Annotated in this window: 19 protein-coding genes; 9 read left to right on the forward strand and 10 right to left on the reverse strand. The window is 73.1% G+C overall.

The window, feature by feature from the left end:
• Positions 1 to 51: 51 nt before the first annotated feature.
• Genes LZG04_RS05860 through LZG04_RS05870 form a run of 3 tightly spaced genes read right to left on the reverse strand, consistent with a single transcriptional unit; the run spans position 52 to position 3,183 of the window.
• A complete protein-coding gene (locus LZG04_RS05860) occupies positions 52 to 915 on the reverse strand; it encodes a carbohydrate ABC transporter permease (RefSeq protein WP_233813942.1) in 864 nt (287 codons plus the stop codon).
• On the reverse strand, positions 912 to 1,880 hold the full coding sequence (locus LZG04_RS05865) for a carbohydrate ABC transporter permease (RefSeq protein ID WP_233813944.1): 969 nt from the start codon (positions 1,878 to 1,880) through the stop codon (positions 912 to 914). The genes LZG04_RS05860 and LZG04_RS05865 overlap by 4 nt, the downstream gene beginning before the upstream one ends.
• A 4-nt stretch (positions 1,881 to 1,884) precedes the next feature.
• Positions 1,885 to 3,183, reverse strand: a complete 1,299-nt coding sequence (locus tag LZG04_RS05870; RefSeq protein ID WP_233813946.1) for an ABC transporter substrate-binding protein — start codon at positions 3,181 to 3,183, stop codon at positions 1,885 to 1,887.
• Between the two features lie 156 nt (positions 3,184 to 3,339).
• Between LZG04_RS05870 and LZG04_RS05875 the strand changes: the two genes are divergently transcribed.
• The 4 genes from LZG04_RS05875 to LZG04_RS05890 all read left to right on the forward strand — a co-directional run bounded on the left by LZG04_RS05875 (position 3,340) and on the right by LZG04_RS05890 (position 9,168).
• Complete coding sequence (locus tag LZG04_RS05875; protein WP_233813948.1) at positions 3,340 to 5,337, forward strand: beta-galactosidase; 1,998 nt, start codon at positions 3,340 to 3,342, stop codon at positions 5,335 to 5,337.
• Between the two features lies 1 nt (position 5,338).
• Positions 5,339 to 6,136, forward strand: coding sequence for a DeoR/GlpR family DNA-binding transcription regulator (locus LZG04_RS05880; protein ID WP_233813950.1), 798 nt, complete (start codon positions 5,339 to 5,341; stop codon positions 6,134 to 6,136).
• Positions 6,133 to 7,212, forward strand: coding sequence for a galactose-1-phosphate uridylyltransferase (gene galT / locus LZG04_RS05885; RefSeq protein WP_233813952.1), 1,080 nt, complete (start codon positions 6,133 to 6,135; stop codon positions 7,210 to 7,212). Before LZG04_RS05880 ends, galT begins: the two co-directional genes overlap by 4 nt.
• A 90-nt stretch (positions 7,213 to 7,302) precedes the next feature.
• On the forward strand, positions 7,303 to 9,168 hold the full coding sequence (locus LZG04_RS05890) for a trypsin-like peptidase domain-containing protein (protein WP_308198969.1): 1,866 nt from the start codon (positions 7,303 to 7,305) through the stop codon (positions 9,166 to 9,168).
• A 64-nt stretch (positions 9,169 to 9,232) separates the two neighbouring features.
• Here LZG04_RS05890 and LZG04_RS05895 read toward each other — a convergent pair whose 3' ends face one another.
• The 5 genes from LZG04_RS05895 to LZG04_RS05915 are packed head-to-tail and all read right to left on the reverse strand — an operon-like array spanning position 9,233 to position 12,585.
• Complete coding sequence (locus tag LZG04_RS05895) at positions 9,233 to 9,628, reverse strand: hypothetical protein (RefSeq protein ID WP_233813954.1); 396 nt, start codon at positions 9,626 to 9,628, stop codon at positions 9,233 to 9,235.
• On the reverse strand, positions 9,625 to 10,671 hold the full coding sequence (locus LZG04_RS05900; RefSeq protein WP_233813957.1) for a molybdopterin-dependent oxidoreductase: 1,047 nt from the start codon (positions 10,669 to 10,671) through the stop codon (positions 9,625 to 9,627). Before LZG04_RS05900 ends, LZG04_RS05895 begins: the two co-directional genes overlap by 4 nt.
• Positions 10,668 to 11,270: an SAM-dependent methyltransferase gene (locus LZG04_RS05905; RefSeq protein WP_233813959.1), complete on the reverse strand. Its 603-nt coding sequence runs from the start codon at positions 11,268 to 11,270 to the stop codon at positions 10,668 to 10,670. The genes LZG04_RS05900 and LZG04_RS05905 overlap by 4 nt, the downstream gene beginning before the upstream one ends.
• A complete protein-coding gene (locus tag LZG04_RS05910; protein ID WP_233813961.1) occupies positions 11,267 to 11,923 on the reverse strand; it encodes a DUF2064 domain-containing protein in 657 nt (218 codons plus the stop codon). Before LZG04_RS05910 ends, LZG04_RS05905 begins: the two co-directional genes overlap by 4 nt.
• Complete coding sequence (locus LZG04_RS05915; protein ID WP_233814416.1) at positions 11,920 to 12,585, reverse strand: glycosyltransferase family 2 protein; 666 nt, start codon at positions 12,583 to 12,585, stop codon at positions 11,920 to 11,922. Before LZG04_RS05915 ends, LZG04_RS05910 begins: the two co-directional genes overlap by 4 nt.
• A gap of 102 nt (positions 12,586 to 12,687) precedes the next feature.
• Between LZG04_RS05915 and LZG04_RS05920 the strand changes: the two genes are divergently transcribed.
• From LZG04_RS05920 to LZG04_RS05930, 3 genes are read left to right on the forward strand one after another with little or no spacing between them, the layout of a single operon-like run.
• Positions 12,688 to 13,959, forward strand: coding sequence for a hypothetical protein (locus tag LZG04_RS05920; protein ID WP_233813963.1), 1,272 nt, complete (start codon positions 12,688 to 12,690; stop codon positions 13,957 to 13,959).
• Between the two features lie 9 nt (positions 13,960 to 13,968).
• Entirely contained in the window at positions 13,969 to 14,664 is a 696-nt protein-coding gene (locus LZG04_RS05925; protein ID WP_233813965.1) for a response regulator transcription factor, read from the forward strand.
• Positions 14,664 to 15,683 carry a sensor histidine kinase KdpD gene (locus LZG04_RS05930; protein WP_233813968.1) on the forward strand — a complete coding sequence of 340 codons (1,020 nt, stop codon included), beginning with the start codon at positions 14,664 to 14,666 and terminating at the stop codon, positions 15,681 to 15,683. The genes LZG04_RS05925 and LZG04_RS05930 overlap by 1 nt, the downstream gene beginning before the upstream one ends.
• Here the strand turns inward: LZG04_RS05930 and LZG04_RS05935 are convergent.
• Positions 15,652 to 16,671: an NAD(P)-dependent oxidoreductase gene (locus LZG04_RS05935; RefSeq protein ID WP_233813970.1), complete on the reverse strand. Its 1,020-nt coding sequence runs from the start codon at positions 16,669 to 16,671 to the stop codon at positions 15,652 to 15,654. The genes LZG04_RS05930 and LZG04_RS05935 overlap by 32 nt on opposite strands.
• 95 nt (positions 16,672 to 16,766) lie before the next feature.
• Between LZG04_RS05935 and LZG04_RS05940 the strand changes: the two genes are divergently transcribed.
• Positions 16,767 to 17,267 carry a molybdenum cofactor biosynthesis protein B gene (locus tag LZG04_RS05940; RefSeq protein ID WP_233813972.1) on the forward strand — a complete coding sequence of 167 codons (501 nt, stop codon included), beginning with the start codon at positions 16,767 to 16,769 and terminating at the stop codon, positions 17,265 to 17,267.
• Positions 17,264 to 17,452, forward strand: coding sequence for a hypothetical protein (locus LZG04_RS05945; RefSeq protein ID WP_233813974.1), 189 nt, complete (start codon positions 17,264 to 17,266; stop codon positions 17,450 to 17,452). The genes LZG04_RS05940 and LZG04_RS05945 overlap by 4 nt, the downstream gene beginning before the upstream one ends.
• A 74-nt stretch (positions 17,453 to 17,526) precedes the next feature.
• Here the strand turns inward: LZG04_RS05945 and mscL are convergent, their stop codons facing one another.
• Positions 17,527 to 17,928: a large-conductance mechanosensitive channel protein MscL gene (gene mscL / locus LZG04_RS05950; protein WP_233813976.1), complete on the reverse strand. Its 402-nt coding sequence runs from the start codon at positions 17,926 to 17,928 to the stop codon at positions 17,527 to 17,529.
• Positions 17,929 to 18,411: the final 483 nt, after the last annotated feature.

The following is an 18,411-nucleotide window of genomic DNA, read 5'->3' on the forward strand; positions in this document are numbered from 1 at the left end:
ATCACCATCGCGCGCCGCTGATACAGCACCGCCGTATGACCGGCGTCACGCCTAACCTTTCGTGGACCCCAGGGTCAGGCCGCCGATGAACTGGCGTTGCAGGACGAAGAACACGACCAGGGTGGGCAGGGCGACGAGCAGCGAGCCGGCGGCGACGAGGTTGTTGTCCACGAAGAAGGTGCCCTTGAGGTTCTGCAGGGCCGACGTGATCGGCATCTTCTCGCCCGTCTGGATCAGCACCAGGGCCCACAGGAAGTCGTTGTAGATCCAGGTGAACTCCAGGGTCGCCAACGCGGCCAGGGCGGGACGGCACAGCGGCAGGATGACCTGCCAGTACTGGCGGAACACGCCCGCGCCGTCCACCCGGGCGGCCTCGCCGAGCTCGCGCGGGATCGTCTTCATGTAGTTGCTCAGCACGAACACGCAGAACCCGGACTGGAACGCCACGTGGATCAGCACCAGCCCGAGCTGCGAGTCCAGCAGCATCCCGCTGTCGCTCAACCACGACGGCAGCGGCGTGAGCAGGTACAGCCGCCACAACGGCGTCACGATCACCTGCTGCGGCAGCAGGTTGCCCGCCGTGAACAGCATGAGCAGCGCCACGTTGAACCGGAAGCCGAACCGGGACACCCCGTAGGCCACCATCGAGCTGAGCAGCAGCACCAGCACCAGCGCGGGCACCGTCACGATCAACGTGTTCAGGTAGTAGTGCGGCAGGTCCGCCTGGGTCCACGCGGTGGTGAAGTTGTCCAGCGTCAGGCTCTCGGCCACCGAGAAGTACCCGTTGCGCGCGGTGTCGTCGTACGTGCGCAGCGACGCGTACAACGCCCACAGCAGCGGCGCGAGGGTCGCCAGGCACGTCAGGACCAGGAACGCGTGCAGGGCGACGCGCGCCGGTCGGAACGCGAGCGTCACGTCCGTTCCTCCTCGCGGAACACCTGGAACAGGTAGGTGATGATGAACCCGAGCGAGATCAGCAGCAGGACCACGGCCAGCGCCGAGCCCCACCCGATCCGGCTCGACTCGCCGATGATGTTGTCGGTCACGAGCACGGACAGCAGCTCCAGCCCGTTGCGCCCCTTGTTGATCACGTACACGATGTCGAACGCCCGCAGGCCCTCGATCACGGTGACCACGAGCACCACCACGTTGACCGGCTTGAGCACGGGGAACGTGACGCGGAAGAACGTCTGCCAGGCGTTGGCCCCGTCCAGCGCGGCGGCCTCCTTCAACGCCGGGTCCACCGACTTCAGCCCGGCCAGGTACAGCAGCATCACGTACCCGGTGTGTCGCCACCCGGCCGCGACCAGCACCGCGTACAGGTTGATGTCCGGATCGCCCAGCCAGTTCACCGGGTCCGTCGACGCGGTGCCGAGCACGTTGTTCAGCAGCCCCTGCTCGGGCTGGTAGATCAACTGCCAGATGAACCCCACCAACGCCAGCGACACCACCATCGGCAGGTACAGCGCGCTCTGGTAGATCCGCCCGAACCGCAGTTGGCGGTCCAGCAGCACGGCGAGCAGCAGCCCGGCGACGGTCGGGACCACGAGCAGGAACAGCAGCCAGATCAGGTTGTGCTGGACGGCGGGCCAGAACCGCGGGTAGCGGGTGAAGATGTCGACGTAGTTCTGGAAGCCGACCCAGTCGATGTCGGCGAAGCCGCCGATGCCGTCCCACGAGCTGAACGACAGCCCGACCGAGCCGAGCGCGGGCACCCACACCAGCGCGAGGTGCAGCAGCGACGGGACGCCGAGCATGAGGCCGAGCACGAGCTTGTCGCGCGGGGCCAGCGCGGTGGCGCGGCGACGCCTGCCGCGCCGGGACGTCGGGGAGGGGGCCGACGCCCCGGCGGGCTTCGCGGGAGAGTCCAAGGCGGTCACGCCGTCACTCCGAGAAGATCGTCTTCGCCTGGTCGGCCATGCCCTTGAGGATCGAGTCGAGGTCGTCGGGGTTCTGGATGAACGCGTTGAGCCCGTTGGTCGCCGCGTCGCTGGCGAAGCGGGGGTCGGTGTCGCGGTCGAGGAACTGGGTGATGTGCGCCGCGTCCTTGATGACCTGCGCCGACTTCTTCTGCAACGGGGTGTAGCCGGACGTGTCGGCCTTGTTCGAGGTGGGGATCTGGCTCGGGTCGGCCTTGAGGTAGGCCAGTTGCGCGGCGGGCGTGGACAGGTACTCCAGCAGCTTGCGCGCGCCTTCGGGGTTGGCGGGCTTGCGGGACATCATGAACCCGTCGATCGGCGCTTCCACGGTGTCCTGGCCGTGCTCGGGGTTGATCTCCGGGTACGGGAAGAAGTCGAGGTCGTCCAGGTCGGGGCCCTTGAACTGCTGCGCGACGAACGAGCCGAGCAGGTACATGCCCGCCTTGCCCTGCTGCAACGCCTGCGCGGCCTCCTGCCAGTCGCGGCCCAGCGCGTTCTCCTGGTGCAACGGCAGCAGCCGCTTCCAGGTGTCGAACACCTCCCGCACCTTCGGCCCCTGCCAGTCCTCCTTGCCGGCCATGAGGTCGACGTGGAACTGGTAGCCGTTGAGGCGGAAGTTGAGCTGGTCGAACGTGCCCATGCCGGGCCAGCCCTGCTTCTGCGCGAACGCGATCGGCACGAGGCCGTCGGCCCGCATCTTGGTGGCCAGCGCGACGAGCTCGTCCAGCGTCTTCGGCTGCTCGTAGCCGCGTTGCTGCCACACGCTCTTGCGGTAGAACACGCCCCACGGGTACTGCACGAACGGGATCAGGTACTGCTTGCCGTCCGAGGCGGTGGACGCCTCCTTCAGCGCGGGCTCGTAGCCGCCGGAGACCTTCGACCACACCTCGCTCAGGTCACCGGTCAGGCCCTTCTCGGCGAAGAACCGCATCCGGTAGCCCGCGAACCACGACAGCACGTCGTCCGGCTTGCCCTGGAGGTAGTTGTTGATCTGCTCCTGGTACTGCTCGTGCTGCTTGGTGTTGATCGCGACCTTGAGGCCCGACTCGCCCTCGAACGCCTTGAGCACCGCGGTGATCGCGTCCTTCGGCACCTGGTCGGACTGGTTGTTGCCGAACGACACCGCGTCGGTGGCGGCTCCTCCGCCGTCCGAGCCGCACGCGGCCAGGCCCGGCACGGCGGCGACGCCCGCGCCCGCGACGATGGCCTTCAGCAGGGCGCGACGGCCCAGCAGGGGGTGGGTGCCGGCGGAGAACCTCGTCATCGTCGCTCCTACGGGTGACACTCGGCGAAGCCAAGTGAACAAAGAGTCAACAGAAGGACTCACAATGTGGTGTGGAGCACACCGATTGTCAAGCTATCCGACGGTTGTTGTTGGACTGTGTTGACGTTTTCGGAGCAAGTCGACCACTCTTGTGTCATGACGACTTGGCCCACCCGTGTGCGCGGCCTCGCCTGGGGCGCGGATTACAACCCCGAGCAGTGGCCGGAGGACGTCTGGAGCGAGGACGTCGAGCTGATGCGCCGGGCCGGGGTCAACCTGGTGAGCGTCGCGATCTTCTCCTGGGCGCTGCTGGAAGTGGAAGAGGGTCGCTACGAGTTCGGCTGGTTGGACCGCGTGCTCGACCGTTTGCACGAGGGCGGCATCTGGGTCGACCTCGCCACCGCGACCGCCGCACCGCCGCCGTGGCTCACCACCGCCTACCCCGAGGTGCTGCCCGAGACCGCCGACGGGGTCAGGCTCTCGCACGGCTCGCGCCAGTCGTACTGCCCGAGCTCGCCGGTCTACCGCGCCAAGGCCGTGGCGCTGGCCCGCGCGCTGGCCGAGCGGTACCGCGAGCACCCGGCGCTGGCCGCCTGGCACGTCAACAACGAGTACGGCTGCCACGTCTCCCGCTGCTACTGCGACCGGTGCGCGGTGGCGTTCCGGGCCTGGCTGCGCGCCCGCCACGGCACGCTGGACGCGCTGAACGACGCTTGGGGCACGGCGTTCTGGAGCCAGCACTACACCTCGTGGGAGCAGATCCTGCCGCCGCGGGCCACGCCCACCTCGCACAACCCGGGCCAGTTGCTCGACTTCGACCGGTTCTCCTCCGACGCCCTGCTCGAGCTGTTCAAGGCCGAGCGGGACGTGCTGCGGGAGCTCACCCCGGACGTGCCGGTGACCACGAACTTCATGGCCGCCGGGTTCTCCGGGCTGGACTACTGGAAGTGGGCCGCCGAGGTCGACTTCGTCTCCAACGACCATTACACCCGCGGCGAGGACGACGAGCGGCACATCGACCTGGCCTACTCCGCCGACCTGGTGCGCGGCCTCGCCGGCGGGCGGCCGTGGCTGCTGATGGAGCACTCCACGTCGGCGGTGAACTGGCAGCCGCGCAACATCGCCAAGCTGCCCGGCGAGCTGCGCCGCAACTCCTACGCGCACCTGGCCCGCGGCGCGGACGGCACGCTGTTCTTCCAGTGGCGGCAGTCGCGGGCGGGCTCGGAGCGCTACCACTCGGCGATGGTCCCGCACGCGGGCCCCGACACGAAGGTCTACCGCGAGGTGGAGCAGGTCGGGGCCGAGTACGGGCGGCTCGCCGAGCTCGTCGGCTCCACCGTGGCCGCCGAGGTCGCCGTCGTCTTCGACTGGGAGTCGTGGTGGGCGCTGTCCCAGCCCAACCACCCGACCGGCGACTTCGCCTACCCCGCGCACGTCTTCGCGCACTACCGGGCGCTGTGGCGGGCGGGCGTGACGGTCGACTTCGTGCCGCCGGGCGCGGACCTGTCCCGCTACCGGCTGGTCGTCGTGCCCGCGCTGTACGCGGTGGACGACGCCACGCCGTACGAGGAGTACGTCGCGGGTGGCGGCCACCTGCTGGTCACGTACCTGTCCGGCGTCACGGACACGCGCGGCCACGTGCACCTGGGCGGCTACCCCGGCGCGTTCCGCGAGCTGCTGGGCGTGCGCACCGAGGAGTTCCACCCGTTGCGGGCGGACCAGGTCGTGGCGCTGGACGACGGCTCGACGGCCGCCGTGTGGACCGAGCACCTGCACGCCGACGGCGCGAAGGTGCTCGCCTCCTACACCGACGGCCCGCTGCCCGGGGTGCCCGCCGTGACGCGCAACGAGCGCGGTGACGGCGTCGCCTGGTACGTGGCGTGCGGCCTGGTCGGCGACGGGCTGGCCCGGCTGCTGCGCACGGCGGTGGAGCAGGCCGGCGTGCCCCTGGGGCCGGGCGGTGACGTCGAGGTGGTGCGTCGGCGCGGTGAGGTGGCGGGTTCGGCCGTATCCTGGCTGGTCGCGGTCAACCACGGCAGCCGCGACGCGAAGCTGCCCGTCACGGGGGTCGAGCTGCTGTCCGGCGCACGCGTGCCCGGCGGCGTGGTCGTGCCCGCCGGCGGCGTGGTCGTGATCCGGGAAGAAGAGGTGTGACGTGCTGGCACGCCAGCGACAAGCGGTGATCCTGGAAGAGGTCCGGCGCACCGGGGCGGTGCGGGTGAGCGACCTGGTCGTCCGGCTGGGCGTCTCGGACATGACGGTGCGCCGCGACCTGGACGTGCTGGCCGCCCGCGGCCTGGTGGAGAAGGTCTACGGCGGCGCCACGTCCGTGGTCGGCCGCAGCACCGACGAGCCGGGTTTCGAGGCCAAGTCGGTGCGCCAGCTGCCGGAGAAGGAGGCCATCGCCGCGTTCGCCGCGGGCCTGGTGCGCCCCGGCACGGCCATCGGCCTGTCCGCGGGCACCACCACGTGGACGTTGGCCCGGTTCCTGGACGACATCCCGGACCTGACCGTGGTGACCAACTCGATCCGGGTCGCCGACGTGCTCCAGCAGAGCGGGCGCACCGACCGCACGGTGGTGCTCACCGGCGGCGTGCGCACCCCGTCGGACGCGCTGGTCGGGCCGGTGGCCGTGCAGGCGCTGCGGTCGCTGCACCTGGACGTGGTGTTCCTGGGCGTGCACGGCATGGCCGAGCGCTCCGGCTTCACCACGCCCAACCTGAACGAGAGCGAGACCGACCGGGCGCTGGTCGACGCGGCCGGCCGGGTGGTCGTGGTCGCCGACCACACCAAGTGGGGCACGGTCGGCATCTCCACCATCGCCGCGCTGGACGAGGCGGACGTGGTGGTGACCGACGAGGGACTGGCCGAGCCCGCCCGGGCGGTGCTCGGCGAGCAGGTGGGCGAACTGGTCCTGGCGCACGTGCCGGGACGCGGAGAGGAACTGGCGTGAGGCGCACGGCGGGGAAACTTGCCGATGGTCGGGAGATCATCTACTTCGACGACACACCGGGCGCGCCGCCGCGCGACGCGGTCGACACCCGCGACCTGCCGCGCACGCAGCCGCTGTCGGAGGTGCGGCGCGACCCGCTGACCGGCGAGTGGGTGGCGATGGCAGCGCACCGGCAGACCCGCACCTACAAGCCGCCGGCCGACCTGTGCCCGCTGTGCCCGTCCACGCCCGGCAAGCCGACCGAGGTCCCCGAGTCGAGCTACGACGTGGTGGTGTTCGAGAACCGGTTCCCGTCGTTCGCGCAGGGCGTGCCGCCGTTGCCGTCCACTGTGGACGGGATGCCGATGGTGCCGCGCGCGGCCGGGCTGGGCCGGTGCGAGGTCATGTGCTTCACCTCCGACCACGACACGTCGTTCGGGTCGCTGCCGGTGTCGCGGGTGCGCACGGTGGTGGACGCGTGGGCCGACCGCACCGCGGCGTTGAACGCGACGCCGGGCGTGGAGCAGGTGTTCCCGTTCGAGAACCGGGGCGAAGAGATCGGCGTGACGCTGTCGCACCCGCACGGCCAGATCTACGGCTACCCCTTCGTGACCCCGAAGACGGAACGGATGCTCGCCGTCGCGGCGGACTACCAGGCGTCACACGGTCGTCCACTGATGGGTGACATCCTGGCGGCCGAACGTGCGGCCGGCACCCGAGTCATCGCGGAGGGCGAGCACTGGACGGCGTTCGTGCCCGCCGCGGCCCGCTGGCCGGTCGAGGTGCACCTGGTCCCGCACCGGCAGGTGCCCGACCTGCCCGCCCTGACCGACGCCGAGCGCGACGACTTCGCGGCCCTCTACCTGACCGTGCTGCACCGCCTGGACGCCCTCTACGACCGGCCCCTGCCCTACATCGCGGCGTGGCACCAGGCGCCCGTGCGCACCGGCCGTGACCTGGCGTGGCTGCACCTGGAGGTGTTCTCCGTGCTGCGGACCGCGGACAAGCTCAAGTACCTGGCCGGGTCGGAGTCGGGCATGGGCGTCTGGGTGAACGACGCGACGCCGGAGCAGATCGCCGAGCGGCTGCGGGCCTGAGGGGCCGGGGCCGACACTTCGGGCGGACTCACAAGTGATGCCCAGATTCGTTTAAGGCTGCTCTCAGGCGGGCACCGCACAGTGGTGGACATGACCGAAGACGAGCAGCCGAAGCAGCCTCCGCAGTCGCAGCCGCCTCAGCCGCAGAGCCCGTGGGCGCGTGGGAGCGCCGCCGGGCTGGGTCATGACGACGTCGGCCACCGGCAGCAGGGTGCCGGCCGGTCGGGCGCCGACGACACCGGCGGCGTGCAGGGCGACGCCGGTGCGTCGGGGGCGGGGTCGGCGGGTGTTCCGCGGGGGAACACCGGCCACCCGGCCGACCTCTACCCGGACAGCGTGACGACCACCGCTGCCGGCTCGAACCTCGTCCCGCCGGCCGCCGCCGGCTCTGTGCCCGGGTCGCCGGAAGCGCTGGGGCGCTCCGGTCGCCCGGATGACTTCGGCTCCGCGTCGGCCCCTCAGGCCGCCGCCGGGTCCGTGCCCGGGTCGTCGGACGCGCAGGGGCGCTCCGGCCACCCGGACGACTTCGGCTCGCCGGCCGCCTCGCAGGGTGCCGCCGGTCAGTCGGGAACCGGTCAGGCCGGTGCCGTGCAGGGCGGCGCCGGCCCGATCGGAGCAGGTGTGGCCGGTGCTGTGCAGGGCGGCGCCGGCCAGACCGGGACCGGTGGTTCCGGCGTCGTGCAGGGCGGCGTCGGAACCCCCGGGTCCGGGCCGGGGGCCTGGCAGGGAGGCTTCCACCGCCCGGAGCACACCGGTCCGTACGGCGCCGCGCAGACCGCCGCCGCGGACCACGCCGGCTCGCCGACCCACTCCCCTTCGGGGTCGGCGCAGCCCGGCGTCCCCTACTACGCCCCGCCCGGCTCGGTCGCCGCGCCGCCCCGCCCGCCCAAGGGCCGGGGCAAGGTCGTCGCGGGCGTGGCCGCGCTCGTGCTCGCCGTCGGTGGCGTCGCGGGCGGTGTCGGCGGGTACGTCGGCTTCCAGGCCGCCGAGGAGGCGCGGCCGGTCACCAACGCCCTCGACCAGGCCCCGCCCGCCCAGCAGAGCGCCGACGCGCCGGCGGGCTCGATCGAGCAGGTGGCCCAGAAGGTGCTGCCGACCGTGGTCCAGGTGCAGGTCAGCGGCGGGGCCGGGTCCGGCTTCACGCTCAGCTCCGACGGCCTGGTGCTGACCAACAACCACGTGGTCGAGAGCGCCGCCGCCGGCGGGCCCATCCAGGTCCAGCTCCAGGACGGCCGCTCGTTCGACGCGAAGATCGTCGGCCGCGACCCCACGTCCGACCTGGCCGTGCTGAAGATGGAGGACGTCTCCGGCCTGCCCGTCGCCGAGCTGGGCAACTCCGGCGACCTGCGGATCGGCCAGCAGGTCGTGGCCGTCGGCTCGCCGTTCGACCTCAACGGCACGGTCACGTCCGGCATCGTCAGCTCCCTCAACCGCCCGGTGCGCGCCGGCGGCCAGCAGGGCGGCGAGGACACCGTGCTCAACGCCATCCAGACCGACGCCGCGATCAACCCCGGCAACTCGGGCGGCCCGCTGGTCAACATGCGCGGCCAGGTCGTCGGCATCAACTCGGCCATCTACAGCCCGAACTCCGGCCAGGCATCCCAGGGCGGCTCGGTCGGCATCGGCTTCGCCATCCCGATCGACCAGGCCCGCCGCACGGCCAAGGAGCTGTCGGAGACCGGCAAGGCGAACCAGACCGTGCTGGGCGTCCAGGTCACCAACGCGCCCCAGGGCGGCGCGCTGATCCGCAACGTCACCGGCGGCGGCGCGGCCGAGGCCGCGGGCGTCAAGGTCGGCGACGTGATCACCAAGTTCGGCGACCGGCCCATCGACACCTCCGACGCCCTGGTGGCCGCCGTCCGCTCCCGCGCGCCGGGCGACAAGGTGCGGCTCACCATCGGCGAGGACCGCACGGTCGAGGTGACGCTCGGCAGCCAGCCCGTCGAGGTCCGCTAGCCCCACGAACCCCGGCTCTCGTGCCCCGAGCCGGTGACCAGGCCGCGGGCCGACAGGGATCCCCTCACCTGTCGGCCCGCGGCCTCTCGCGCACGACCGCGGTGGTCACCAGGACCGCCGCCCAGACCACGCCGACCGCCACGAGCAAGCCGACCGGGTAGTCGCGGTCGAGCAGGCCCGGGTTGCGCGAGCCCGCGAACGGCCGCCACAGCAGCGGCACGGCCAACAGCACGAGCACGCCGGTGAACGTGCCCCCGACCAGCACCGCCGCCCGCCACCGCGGCGGCACCCACCGGGCGACCAGCAGGCCCACCCCGGCGAACAGGGGTGCGAGCAGCACGTCGTGCACGACCGGGCCCGCCACGAACCACAACGCCAGGTCCACGTCCACCAGCGGCAGCACGAGGACCGCGCCCCACAGACCCATCACCACACCCACCGCGCCGATCACCCACCTCACCGGACGACCTCCAGCCGGGTGACCCACTTGGTCTGCGTCACGCCCGGTCGGCTCGGTGCGATCAGCCGGCACGGGTAGCCGTGGTCCAGCGGCAGGGTCTCACCGTTCACGCGCAGCGCCAGCAGGGTCGACGGGTCGCGGGCGTGCGCGGCGGGCAGCGTGCTCGCCCGGTAGAGCCCGTCGCGTTCCAGCGACTCGACCCGGACGTCACCGGGTTCGACGCCGGCCAGCGCGAGCAGGTCGCGCACGGGCACGCCGGTCCACCGCGCCGACGCGCTCCAGCCCTCGACGCACGCGATCGGCAGCTCGGCCGTGGTCTGGGGCAGCGCTTCGAGCTCCCGGCGGGAGAACCGGCGTGCGCCGACGGTCAGCCGCCAGTCGTCGTCCACCGCGGACACCCGCGCCGACGCGGCCGTGCGGTTGACCGGGAGTTCGACCGACCGCGCGCCGAGCACCGACACCGCCCGCAGCCACGGCACCGTGCCGCCCGCCGTGGCCAGCACGGCGACCGCCGCCGCACCGCCCGTGGTGAGCAGGAAGCCACGTCGGCTGAGCGTGCCCCGGCGGACCTGTTCGGCGGGCGTGCGCATGAGCGGCAGCTTCACCGCGATGTGCACGAGCAGCGAGCCGACCGCGATCCACGCCACGGCGTGGTGCGCGGGCGGGAAGAAGAACCGCCACGGGTAGTTCTGCGCGGCGTTGAACAGGCCGGTGACCAGCTCGAAGAACGACGCGCCGAGCAGCACGAAGATCGAGCCGCGTTCCAGCGCGTGCGGCAGCGACCTCACCACCGGCCGTTCGAACAGCTTCGGGTGGACCGTCCACAGCTTCGCCAGCAGCAGCGGGATCGCGGCGACGCCCGCCGTGACGTGCACGCCCTGCGTGACGCGGTAGAGGCCGACCGGGCGGGTGGGCCAGGCGAACCAGCCGGGCGGGTGCTGGAGGAGGTGGCTGAGCAGCCCGGTGACGAAGCACAGGCCGAACGCCACGCCCGACCACAGCCCGATGCGGGTCGCGGTGTGCGGGCTGGACGCGCGCTTCACGACCGCACCAGCTCGGCGAACCAGCGCCCGTCGCGCTCGACCACCCACCGCGGGACCAGCCCGGCCCGCGCGGCGGTCGGCGTCACGGCCCGCGCGTCGACCCGGGCCCAGTCGAACCACGCGCCACCGGCGACCCGGGCGCGTTCCCGGCGGACCCCGCAGCCGGGCGGCTCGACCTCGACCAGCACGCTGCCGCGCCGGCGCAGCAGGGCGCGGGCCCGGCGCAACAACGCGACCGGGTCGCCGCCGATGCCGATGTTGCCGTCGGCGAGCAGCACGTGCGCCCACCGGCCGGCTCCCGGCAGCCGGCCGAGCACGTCGCGGTGCAGGGCGGGCCCGCCCCTGGTCCGGGTGAGGGCGACGGCCAGCGGCGAGTGGTCCACGCCCAGCGCCACCACCCCGCGCCGGACCAGGGCCGCGACCAGCCGCCCCGGCCCGCAGCCGAGGTCGACGGTCGGCCCGTGGCAGGCGTCGAGCAGGACGCGGTCGGCGGCGTCGGCGTCGGCGTGCCACCGCTCGACCGGCAGCGGCACGTGCTCGCCGCCGGTCAGCTCCAGCCGGCACTGCGCGCCACCGAGGCCGACGTCGAACGCGGTCACCGCAGCGCCCCGAGGTGCGCGAGGGCGGCGGCGAACCGCGTGCCCGGCGCGGAGGCGGCCACCTCGCGGGCCGTGGCCATGTCGTCCACATCGGACAGCACGGGCAGCAGGCCGGTGTCGCGGTCGCCCAACGCCAGCAGCGTCGACGCGCCCGTGTCGGACCGGGACATCGGCACCGCGCGCAGGTTCGCCGCCGCACCGGGGTCGTTGAGCCCGAGCGCCCACCACCCGCCGTCGGCCGCCGGGCCCAGCACCGCGTCGTGCGCGGCGAGCCGGTCGACGGACTCGGCCAGCAGCGCGGGCGTGAGCTGGGGCGTGTCCATGCCGATCTGGAACACCGGCAGGCCGTGCGCGCGGTGGGTGTCGGCGTGCGCGTTGGCCAGCCGGTCGGCGAACGACCCGCCCCGCTGCGCCAGCACGGTGCAGTGCCGCAGCGCCGCGCGGATCGCGGCCGACCGGCGCGCGTCGCCGAGCGACCCGGTCAACGCCACCACCGGCCGGGCGCGGGGCGTGCCGAGCACCGCGTCGAGCGTGTCCAGCAGCGCGGCGGCGGCGACCTCGGCCGCCTCCTCCGGCGTCGCGGGTGGGCACAGGCGGGTCTTCGCCAGGCCCGGCACCGGTGCCTTGGCCACCACCAGCAGGCTCGCGATCATCGGCGCACGCCCGGCTGTGCCACACCCCGCTGGGCGACCGCCGCCATGTCCCGCACCGCCCGCGCGGTCCCGCGCACCGAACCGGACACCTTCGACTTCGTGCCCGCCGCCCGCGGCCCGTACCGCACGTCCCGCTCGACCACCCGCCACCCGGCCGCCGCCGCGCGCAGCAGCAGTTCCAACGGGTAGCCGAACGCCCGGTCCCGCACGTCCAGGTCCAGCAGGTCCTGCCGCCGGAACGCCCGCACCGGCGCGATGTCCCGCACCGGCAGCCCCTTGCGCCGCAACAACGACGCCAGCACCGCGTTCCCGGCCCGCGCGTGCCACGGCCAACTGCCCGCCTCCGGCACCCGCCGCCCCACGGCCAGCTCCGCGCCCGACAGCAGCGCGACCAGGTCCGGCAGCTCGCGCGGGTCCAGCGAACCGTCCGCGTCGAGCACGCACACCACCTCGGAGCGCGCGCGCTCGATGCCCGTGTGCACGGCCGCCCCGTAACCGGGCCTGGGCTCGTGCACCACTTCCGCACCGAACGAGCGGGCGATGTCCGGCGAGCCGTCACGCGATCCGTTGTCCACCACCAGCGGCCGGTAGCCGGCGGGCATGGCCCGCAGCACGCCCGGCAACGCCGCCGCCTCGTCCAGGCAGGGGAGCACCACGTCTATGTCGTCCACGTCCCTCAGCATGATTCGAGGTGGACGGACGGAAAGCCTTGTGCCGCTTACCGAATCATGACGGGTGCGCCGGTTCTTACGGACCGCTGACGGATGCCGCCGCGACCGCGTGACGGGCCCCGCCGGCCCTACGGTGGGCGTGTGCTCCGTGTCCTGGCCGCCGTGGCCCTGGTCGCCGCGGCCGTCGTGGTCGGCGCGCTGCTGCCCGACGACCGGGTCCACGCCCCCGCCCCGCCGTTGTTCGCGCACTGGCTGCCGCACGTCGGCATCGGCACGCCGATGGCGGTCCTGGTGGCGTTGTCGGCGGTCGTGTGGGGTCCGGGCCTGGCCGGGCGGCTGTCCTGGCGGGTGGCGCTGGGCGCGGGTTACGCGACCGCCGTGGCGTGGACCTTCTCGCTGGCCCTGGTGGACGGCTGGGAACGCGGTTTCGCGGGCCGGCTGACCACCGAGCACGAGTACCTGCACGAAGTGCCGGGCGTGACGGACGTCGGCGCGATGCTGCGCGGGTTCTCCTCCCGCATCCTCGACTACCAGCCCGACTCGTGGACCACGCACGTCTCCGCGCACCCGCCGGGCGCGTTCCTGGTGTTCATCGGGCTGGACCGGGTCGGCCTGGCCGGCGGCGCGTGGGCCTCGGCGTTCGTGGTGCTGGTCGGCGCGTTGACCGCGGTCGCGGTGCCGGTGACGGTGCGCGCGCACGTGTCCGAGGAGCACGCGCGGGCCGTGCTGCCGTTCGTGGCGCTGTTCCCCGGCGCGGTGTGGATGGGCGTGTCGGGCGACGGGCTGTTCGCGGGCGTGGCGGCCTGCGGGATCGCGCTGCTGGCCACTCGACATGGGCTCGCGGGCGGCGTGGTGCTCGGCTTCGCCGTGTTCCTGTCGTACGGGCTGGTGCTGATCGGAGTGCTCGCCTTGGTCGTGCTGTTGTTCCACCCTTCGGGGCGCGACTGGCGGCGGATCGGTGTGGCCGTGCTGGGCGCGTCGGCCGTGGTGGCGGTGTTCGCGGTGCTGGGCTTCTGGTGGTTGGACGGCTACCACCTGGTCGTCGAGCGGTACTACCAGGGCATCGCCACGCCCCGCGCCTACGGTTACTGGGTGTGGGCCGACCTGGCCGCCGCCGTGTTCGCCTGCGGTCTCGCGCCGTTCGCGGCCCGGTGGCGCGGGGGTGCGGTCACACTGGCGGCAGCGGCGGCGGTGGCGATCCTGGCCGCCGACCTGTCCGGGTTGAGCAAGGCCGAGGTGGAACGGATCTGGCTGCCGTTCACCGTGTGGCTGGTCGTGCTCGTGCCGGACCGGCGGCGGACGTGGCTGGCGGCGCAAGCGGTGACCGCGCTCGCGGTCAACCACCTCCTGTTGACCAACTGGTGAGGCGCGGACATGGGTGAGACGACCGGGCGGGTCCTCGTCGTGGACGACGACGTGACCGTGCGCGACGTGGTGCGCCGGTACCTGGAACTGGCCGGGTACGAGGTGGACCTCGTGGGCGACGGCGAGAGCGCGTTGCGGCGGTTCGCCGAGCACGAACCCGACCTGGTGGTGCTGGACCTGATGCTGCCGGGCGTGGACGGGCTGGAGGTGTGCCGGCGGCTGCGGGTGCGCAGCGCCGTGCCGGTGGTGATGCTGACCGCGTTGGGCGAGGAGGAGGACCGGATCGCCGGGCTCCAGCTCGGCGCGGACGACTACGTCACCAAGCCGTTCAGCCCGCGTGAGCTGGCGTTGCGGGTGACGTCGGTGCTGCGCCGGTCGCGGGTGGCGGCGGCGCGGTCGTCGTCGGTGCTGACCGACGGCGGGCTGCGGGTGGACGTGGGGGCGCGGTCGGCGTGGCTGGACGGGCGGGAGCTGTCGCTGACCACGCGCGAGTTCGACCTGCTGGTGTTCTTCCTGACCAACCCGGGCACCGCGTTCAGCCGCACCGAGCTGCTGTCGCGGGTGTGGGGCTGGGAGTTCGGCGACCAGTCCACCGTGACCGTCCACGTGCGACGGTTGCGGGAGAAGGTGGAGCCCGACCCGGCGCGGCCGGTGCGGATCGCCACCGTGTGGGGTGTCGGCTACCGGTACGACGGCGGTGCGTGATGCTGGTCGAGATCTACCACATCCTGCCCTACGCGGTGCTGTTCTCGCTGCCGCTGGCGCTGCTCGGGGCGGTGGTGCTGCGGCGGCTGTCCTCCGGGTCGCTGGCCAGGGCGCTGACCGTGCTGGCGATCGTGCCGGTGGTGGCGACCATCGGCGGCGTGCTCGCGGTGAGCGGGTTCATGTTCACCCCGATCCTCACCACGACCGTGCTGGTGTGCCTGCTGGTGGCGCTGGTGACGGTGCCGACGGCGGTGCTGCTGGGGCGGGCGCTGGCGCGGCGCAGCGTGTGGGAGAGCGAGGCGCGGGCCCGCGAACGGGCCGCCGAGGCGTCCCGGCGCGAGCTGGTGGCGTGGATCAGCCACGACCTGCGCACGCCGCTGGCCGGGATCCGGGCGATGGCCGAGGCGCTGGCGGACGGCGTGGTGTCGCGGCGCGACGAGGTCGCCGAGTACGCGGGGCGGATCTCCACCGAGGCGGAGGCGCTGTCGGGGATGGTGGACGACCTGTTCGAGCTGTCCCGCATCACGGCGGGCGCGCTGCGGCTGACGTTGTCGGAGGTGCCGCTGGCGGACGTGGTCAGCGAGGTGGTGGCGGCGGAGAGCCCGGTGGCCTCGCGCAAGGGCGTGCGGCTGCGGGCGGACGCGGCGACGTGGCCGGTGGTGCTGGGCAGCGACCCGGAGCTGGCCCGGGTGGTGCGCAACCTGCTGTCCAACGCGATCCGCCACACCCCGCCGGACGGCACGGTCGCCGTGCGGGTGGACGTGGACGGCTCGTCGGCGTTGCTGCGCGTGGACGACGGGTGCGGCGGCATCCCGGAAGCCGACCTGCCCAGGGTGTTCGACGTGGCGTTCCGCGGCGCGCCGCACCGCCAACCCGTCGGCGGCGGGCTGGGCCTGGCGATCGCGCGCGGCCTGGTGGAGGCGCACCAGGGCACGATCGACGCCCGCAACCACGGGCGCGGCTGCCGGTTCGAGGTGCGGCTGCCGCTCAGCGCAGCGGGTCCGTTGCGAACTGCTTGACCCCGGTCGCGAAGGGCGTCGCGGCGCGGAAGCCGAGCAGGTCGCGGGCCAGGGCGGGGTCGGCGACGACGTGCCGGACGTCCGCCGGCCGCGCGCCGCCGACGACCCGGGGCTGGGGGCCGCCGCACGCCCGCGCCAGGTGGGTGGCCAGCTCGCCGACGGTGTGCGGCTCGCCCGAGCAGATGTTGAGCGCGGTGAACGTGCCGGGCGCGGCCGGTCGTGCCAGGGCCAGCACGTTGGCCCGCGCGACGTCCGTGACGTGCACGAAGTCGCGGCGCTGGTGGCCGTCTTCGAGGACGGTGGGCGCTTCGCCGCGTTCGAGCGCGCTGCGGAACAGGCTCGCCACGCCCGCGTACGGGGTGTTCTTCGGCATCCTCGGGCCGTACACGTTGTGGTAGCGCAGCGCCCACACCGCGCCGCCCGTCTGGCGGGCCCAGGCGGCCGCGTAGTGCTCCTGGGCGAGCTTGCTCGCGGCGTAGGTGCTGCGGGGGTCCAGCGGGGCGTCCTCGGGGACCGGGCGCGGTTCCAGGGGGCTGCCGCAGTGCGGGCACAGCGGTTCGTAGCGGCCCTGGTCGAGGTCGGCCCGGCGGCGTGGCTCGGCCCGGACGACGCCGTGCTCGGCGCACTCGTAGCGGCCCTCGCCGTAGACCACCATCGAGGACGCCATGACCAGGTGCTTGACGCCCCGCTCGTGCATGGCGGCGAGCAGCACGGCGGTGCCGAGGTCGTTGGTGCGGGCGTAGAGGGGCGCGTCGGACGGGTCGAGGCCGTGGCCGACCACGGCGGCCTGGTGGCAGACGACTTCCACTCCTTCGAGGAGCTTCTTCACCGTGTCGAGGTCCGTGACGTCGGTCGCGCCCGGTGGGCGGTCGCGGTGGGCCTGGGGGAGGTAGGCGTCGAGCACCACGACGTCGTGGCCTTGGTCGGTCAGTTGGTCGGCGACGTGTGAGCCGATGAACCCGGCACCGCCGGTGAGGAGAACGCGCACGTCACCGACGTTAGGGGCGGGTCGGCGGGATCGGGCGGGGCGACAGCGTGACGTCACGGAACCGTCAGATCCTCCGATTGGCTACGGTGACGCTCATGGAACGCAACGCGCAGCGACTGGGACGTGCCCTTGTCGTGATCGTGGACGACCGGGTGGCGCACGGTGAGCACGACGACAGCACAGGACCGCTGGTCACCGAGTTGCTGGAGGAAGCAGGGTTCATCGTCGACGGCACGGTCGCGGTGGAGGGCGAGGTCGTGGGCATCCGCGCCGCTCTGAACACCGCGGTGATCGGTGGTGTCGACCTGGTCGTCACCGTGGGCGGCACCGGCGTGTCGCCGCGCGACGTCACACCGGACGCGACCCAAGGCGTCCTCGACCGGCCGATCAGCGGCATCGCCGAGGCGCTCCGGGCTTCGGGGCTGGCGGCCGGTGCGGTCGACGCGGGCATCTCGCGGGGGTTGGTCGGGGTGTCCGGCAGCACCCTCGTGGTGAACCTGGCCGGGTCGCGGTCGGCGGTGCGCGACGGCATGGCGACGTTGTCGGCACTGGTCCCGTACGTGATCGAGCAGCTCTCGGGACTGGACGAGGCATGACCGAACCGGCTGACGACGCCGCCGCTCCCGCCTCCGCCTCGGCCGCGGAGGAGGCGGCGCGGCGTCGTCGGCTGGCGGAGGTGTTCGGCGACGTGCTGCCGGAGTCCTCGTCGGACGACCCGCGCCCGACCGGCCGCGACGACCGGTGGTACGAGGAGAACCGCCCACCGCACCACGGCGGCTGACCGCGGGCGTCGTGCCCGGGTGACCGGGCTCTGCCGACCAGGCCCGGCCACCTCCGCCGTCCGTTGGCCGCGGGTCAGTCCTGGCGCTGGCGCTGCTGTGCGGCGAGCAGGTCGCGGATCTCCTTGAGCAGCTCGACGTCGGTGGGCTCGGCGGGACCGGGCTCCTGGCCGCGCTTGCGGCGCTCCTTCAGCTTGTTCATCGGCAGCACGAAGATGAAGTAGACGATCGCGGCCACGATCAGGAAGTTGATCACCGCCGTGATGATCGCGCCGAAGTCCACGACGGTCTTGTCGCTGCTGCCGAGCTGCACGGCCAGGCCGTTGACGTTGTTGCCGCCGAACAACGCGATGATCGGGTTGATCAGGTTCGTGGTGAACGCGGTGACGATGGCCGTGAACGCCGCACCGATCACGACCGCCACCGCGAGATCGATCACGTTGCCGCGCATGAGGAAGTCCTTGAAGCCCTTGATCACGTCCGGCTCCTCCGTTCGGGGGTATTTAGGTGGGGGCGGAGCGGAGGGTAACCGCTCCGCGCCCACCCGGTGACGCTCCGGGTACGTGTGTCGCGCCCACCACCCAGCCCAACCCCTCCGCCGGCCCCCGAAAACCCGCAAATCCCTGCCACCTGGCAGCGGGCCCTCATCCGCCCGCTGGTGCTGTGCGGTCTGTGATGACCTGGCAGGGCCGCATCGGCTGTGCGGGGTCCGGCTCGCAGCGGCTCCCCATCCGGGGTCCAAGGCCGGCCTCTGCGGGTTGCCGCTTGCGGTTGGCGGCTGCCGGGGCCCTGGACCTGCGACGAGCTGACCGCAGGGCTTGCGGACCGGCAGGGCCGCGGGTGCGAGGGCTGGAGGTTGCTGGATCGCCGGTGGGGCCGCAGAGCGGCAGGCTCCACACCGCCGGACCGCCGCACCGCCGCACCGCCGGACCGCCGGACCGCCGGACCGCCGGACCGCCGG

The organism is Saccharothrix sp. S26 (genome assembly GCF_021390395.1).
In the GTDB taxonomy this organism is placed as follows: Bacteria; Actinomycetota; Actinomycetes; order Mycobacteriales; family Pseudonocardiaceae; genus Actinosynnema.

What these genes read in the sequence shown, in the direction of transcription:
- LZG04_RS05875 (WP_233813948.1), top strand. Translation starts at nt 3,340, where the DNA reads ATGACGACTTGGCCCACCCGTGTGCGCGGCCTCGCCTGGGGCGCGGAT.
- LZG04_RS05940 (WP_233813972.1), top strand. Translation starts at nt 16,767, where the DNA reads ATGGAACGCAACGCGCAGCGACTGGGACGTGCCCTTGTCGTGATCGTG.
- LZG04_RS05925 (WP_233813965.1), top strand. Translation starts at nt 13,969, where the DNA reads ATGGGTGAGACGACCGGGCGGGTCCTCGTCGTGGACGACGACGTGACC.
- LZG04_RS05945 (WP_233813974.1), top strand. Translation starts at nt 17,264, where the DNA reads ATGACCGAACCGGCTGACGACGCCGCCGCTCCCGCCTCCGCCTCGGCC.
- LZG04_RS05910 (WP_233813961.1), bottom strand. Translation starts at nt 11,923, where the DNA reads ATGATCGCGAGCCTGCTGGTGGTGGCCAAGGCACCGGTGCCGGGCCTG.
- LZG04_RS05870 (WP_233813946.1), bottom strand. Translation starts at nt 3,183, where the DNA reads ATGACGAGGTTCTCCGCCGGCACCCACCCCCTGCTGGGCCGTCGCGCC.
- LZG04_RS05920 (WP_233813963.1), top strand. Translation starts at nt 12,688, where the DNA reads ATGCCGCCGCGACCGCGTGACGGGCCCCGCCGGCCCTACGGTGGGCGT.
- LZG04_RS05930 (WP_233813968.1), top strand. Translation starts at nt 14,664, where the DNA reads ATGCTGGTCGAGATCTACCACATCCTGCCCTACGCGGTGCTGTTCTCG.
- LZG04_RS05890 (WP_308198969.1), top strand. Translation starts at nt 7,303, where the DNA reads ATGACCGAAGACGAGCAGCCGAAGCAGCCTCCGCAGTCGCAGCCGCCT.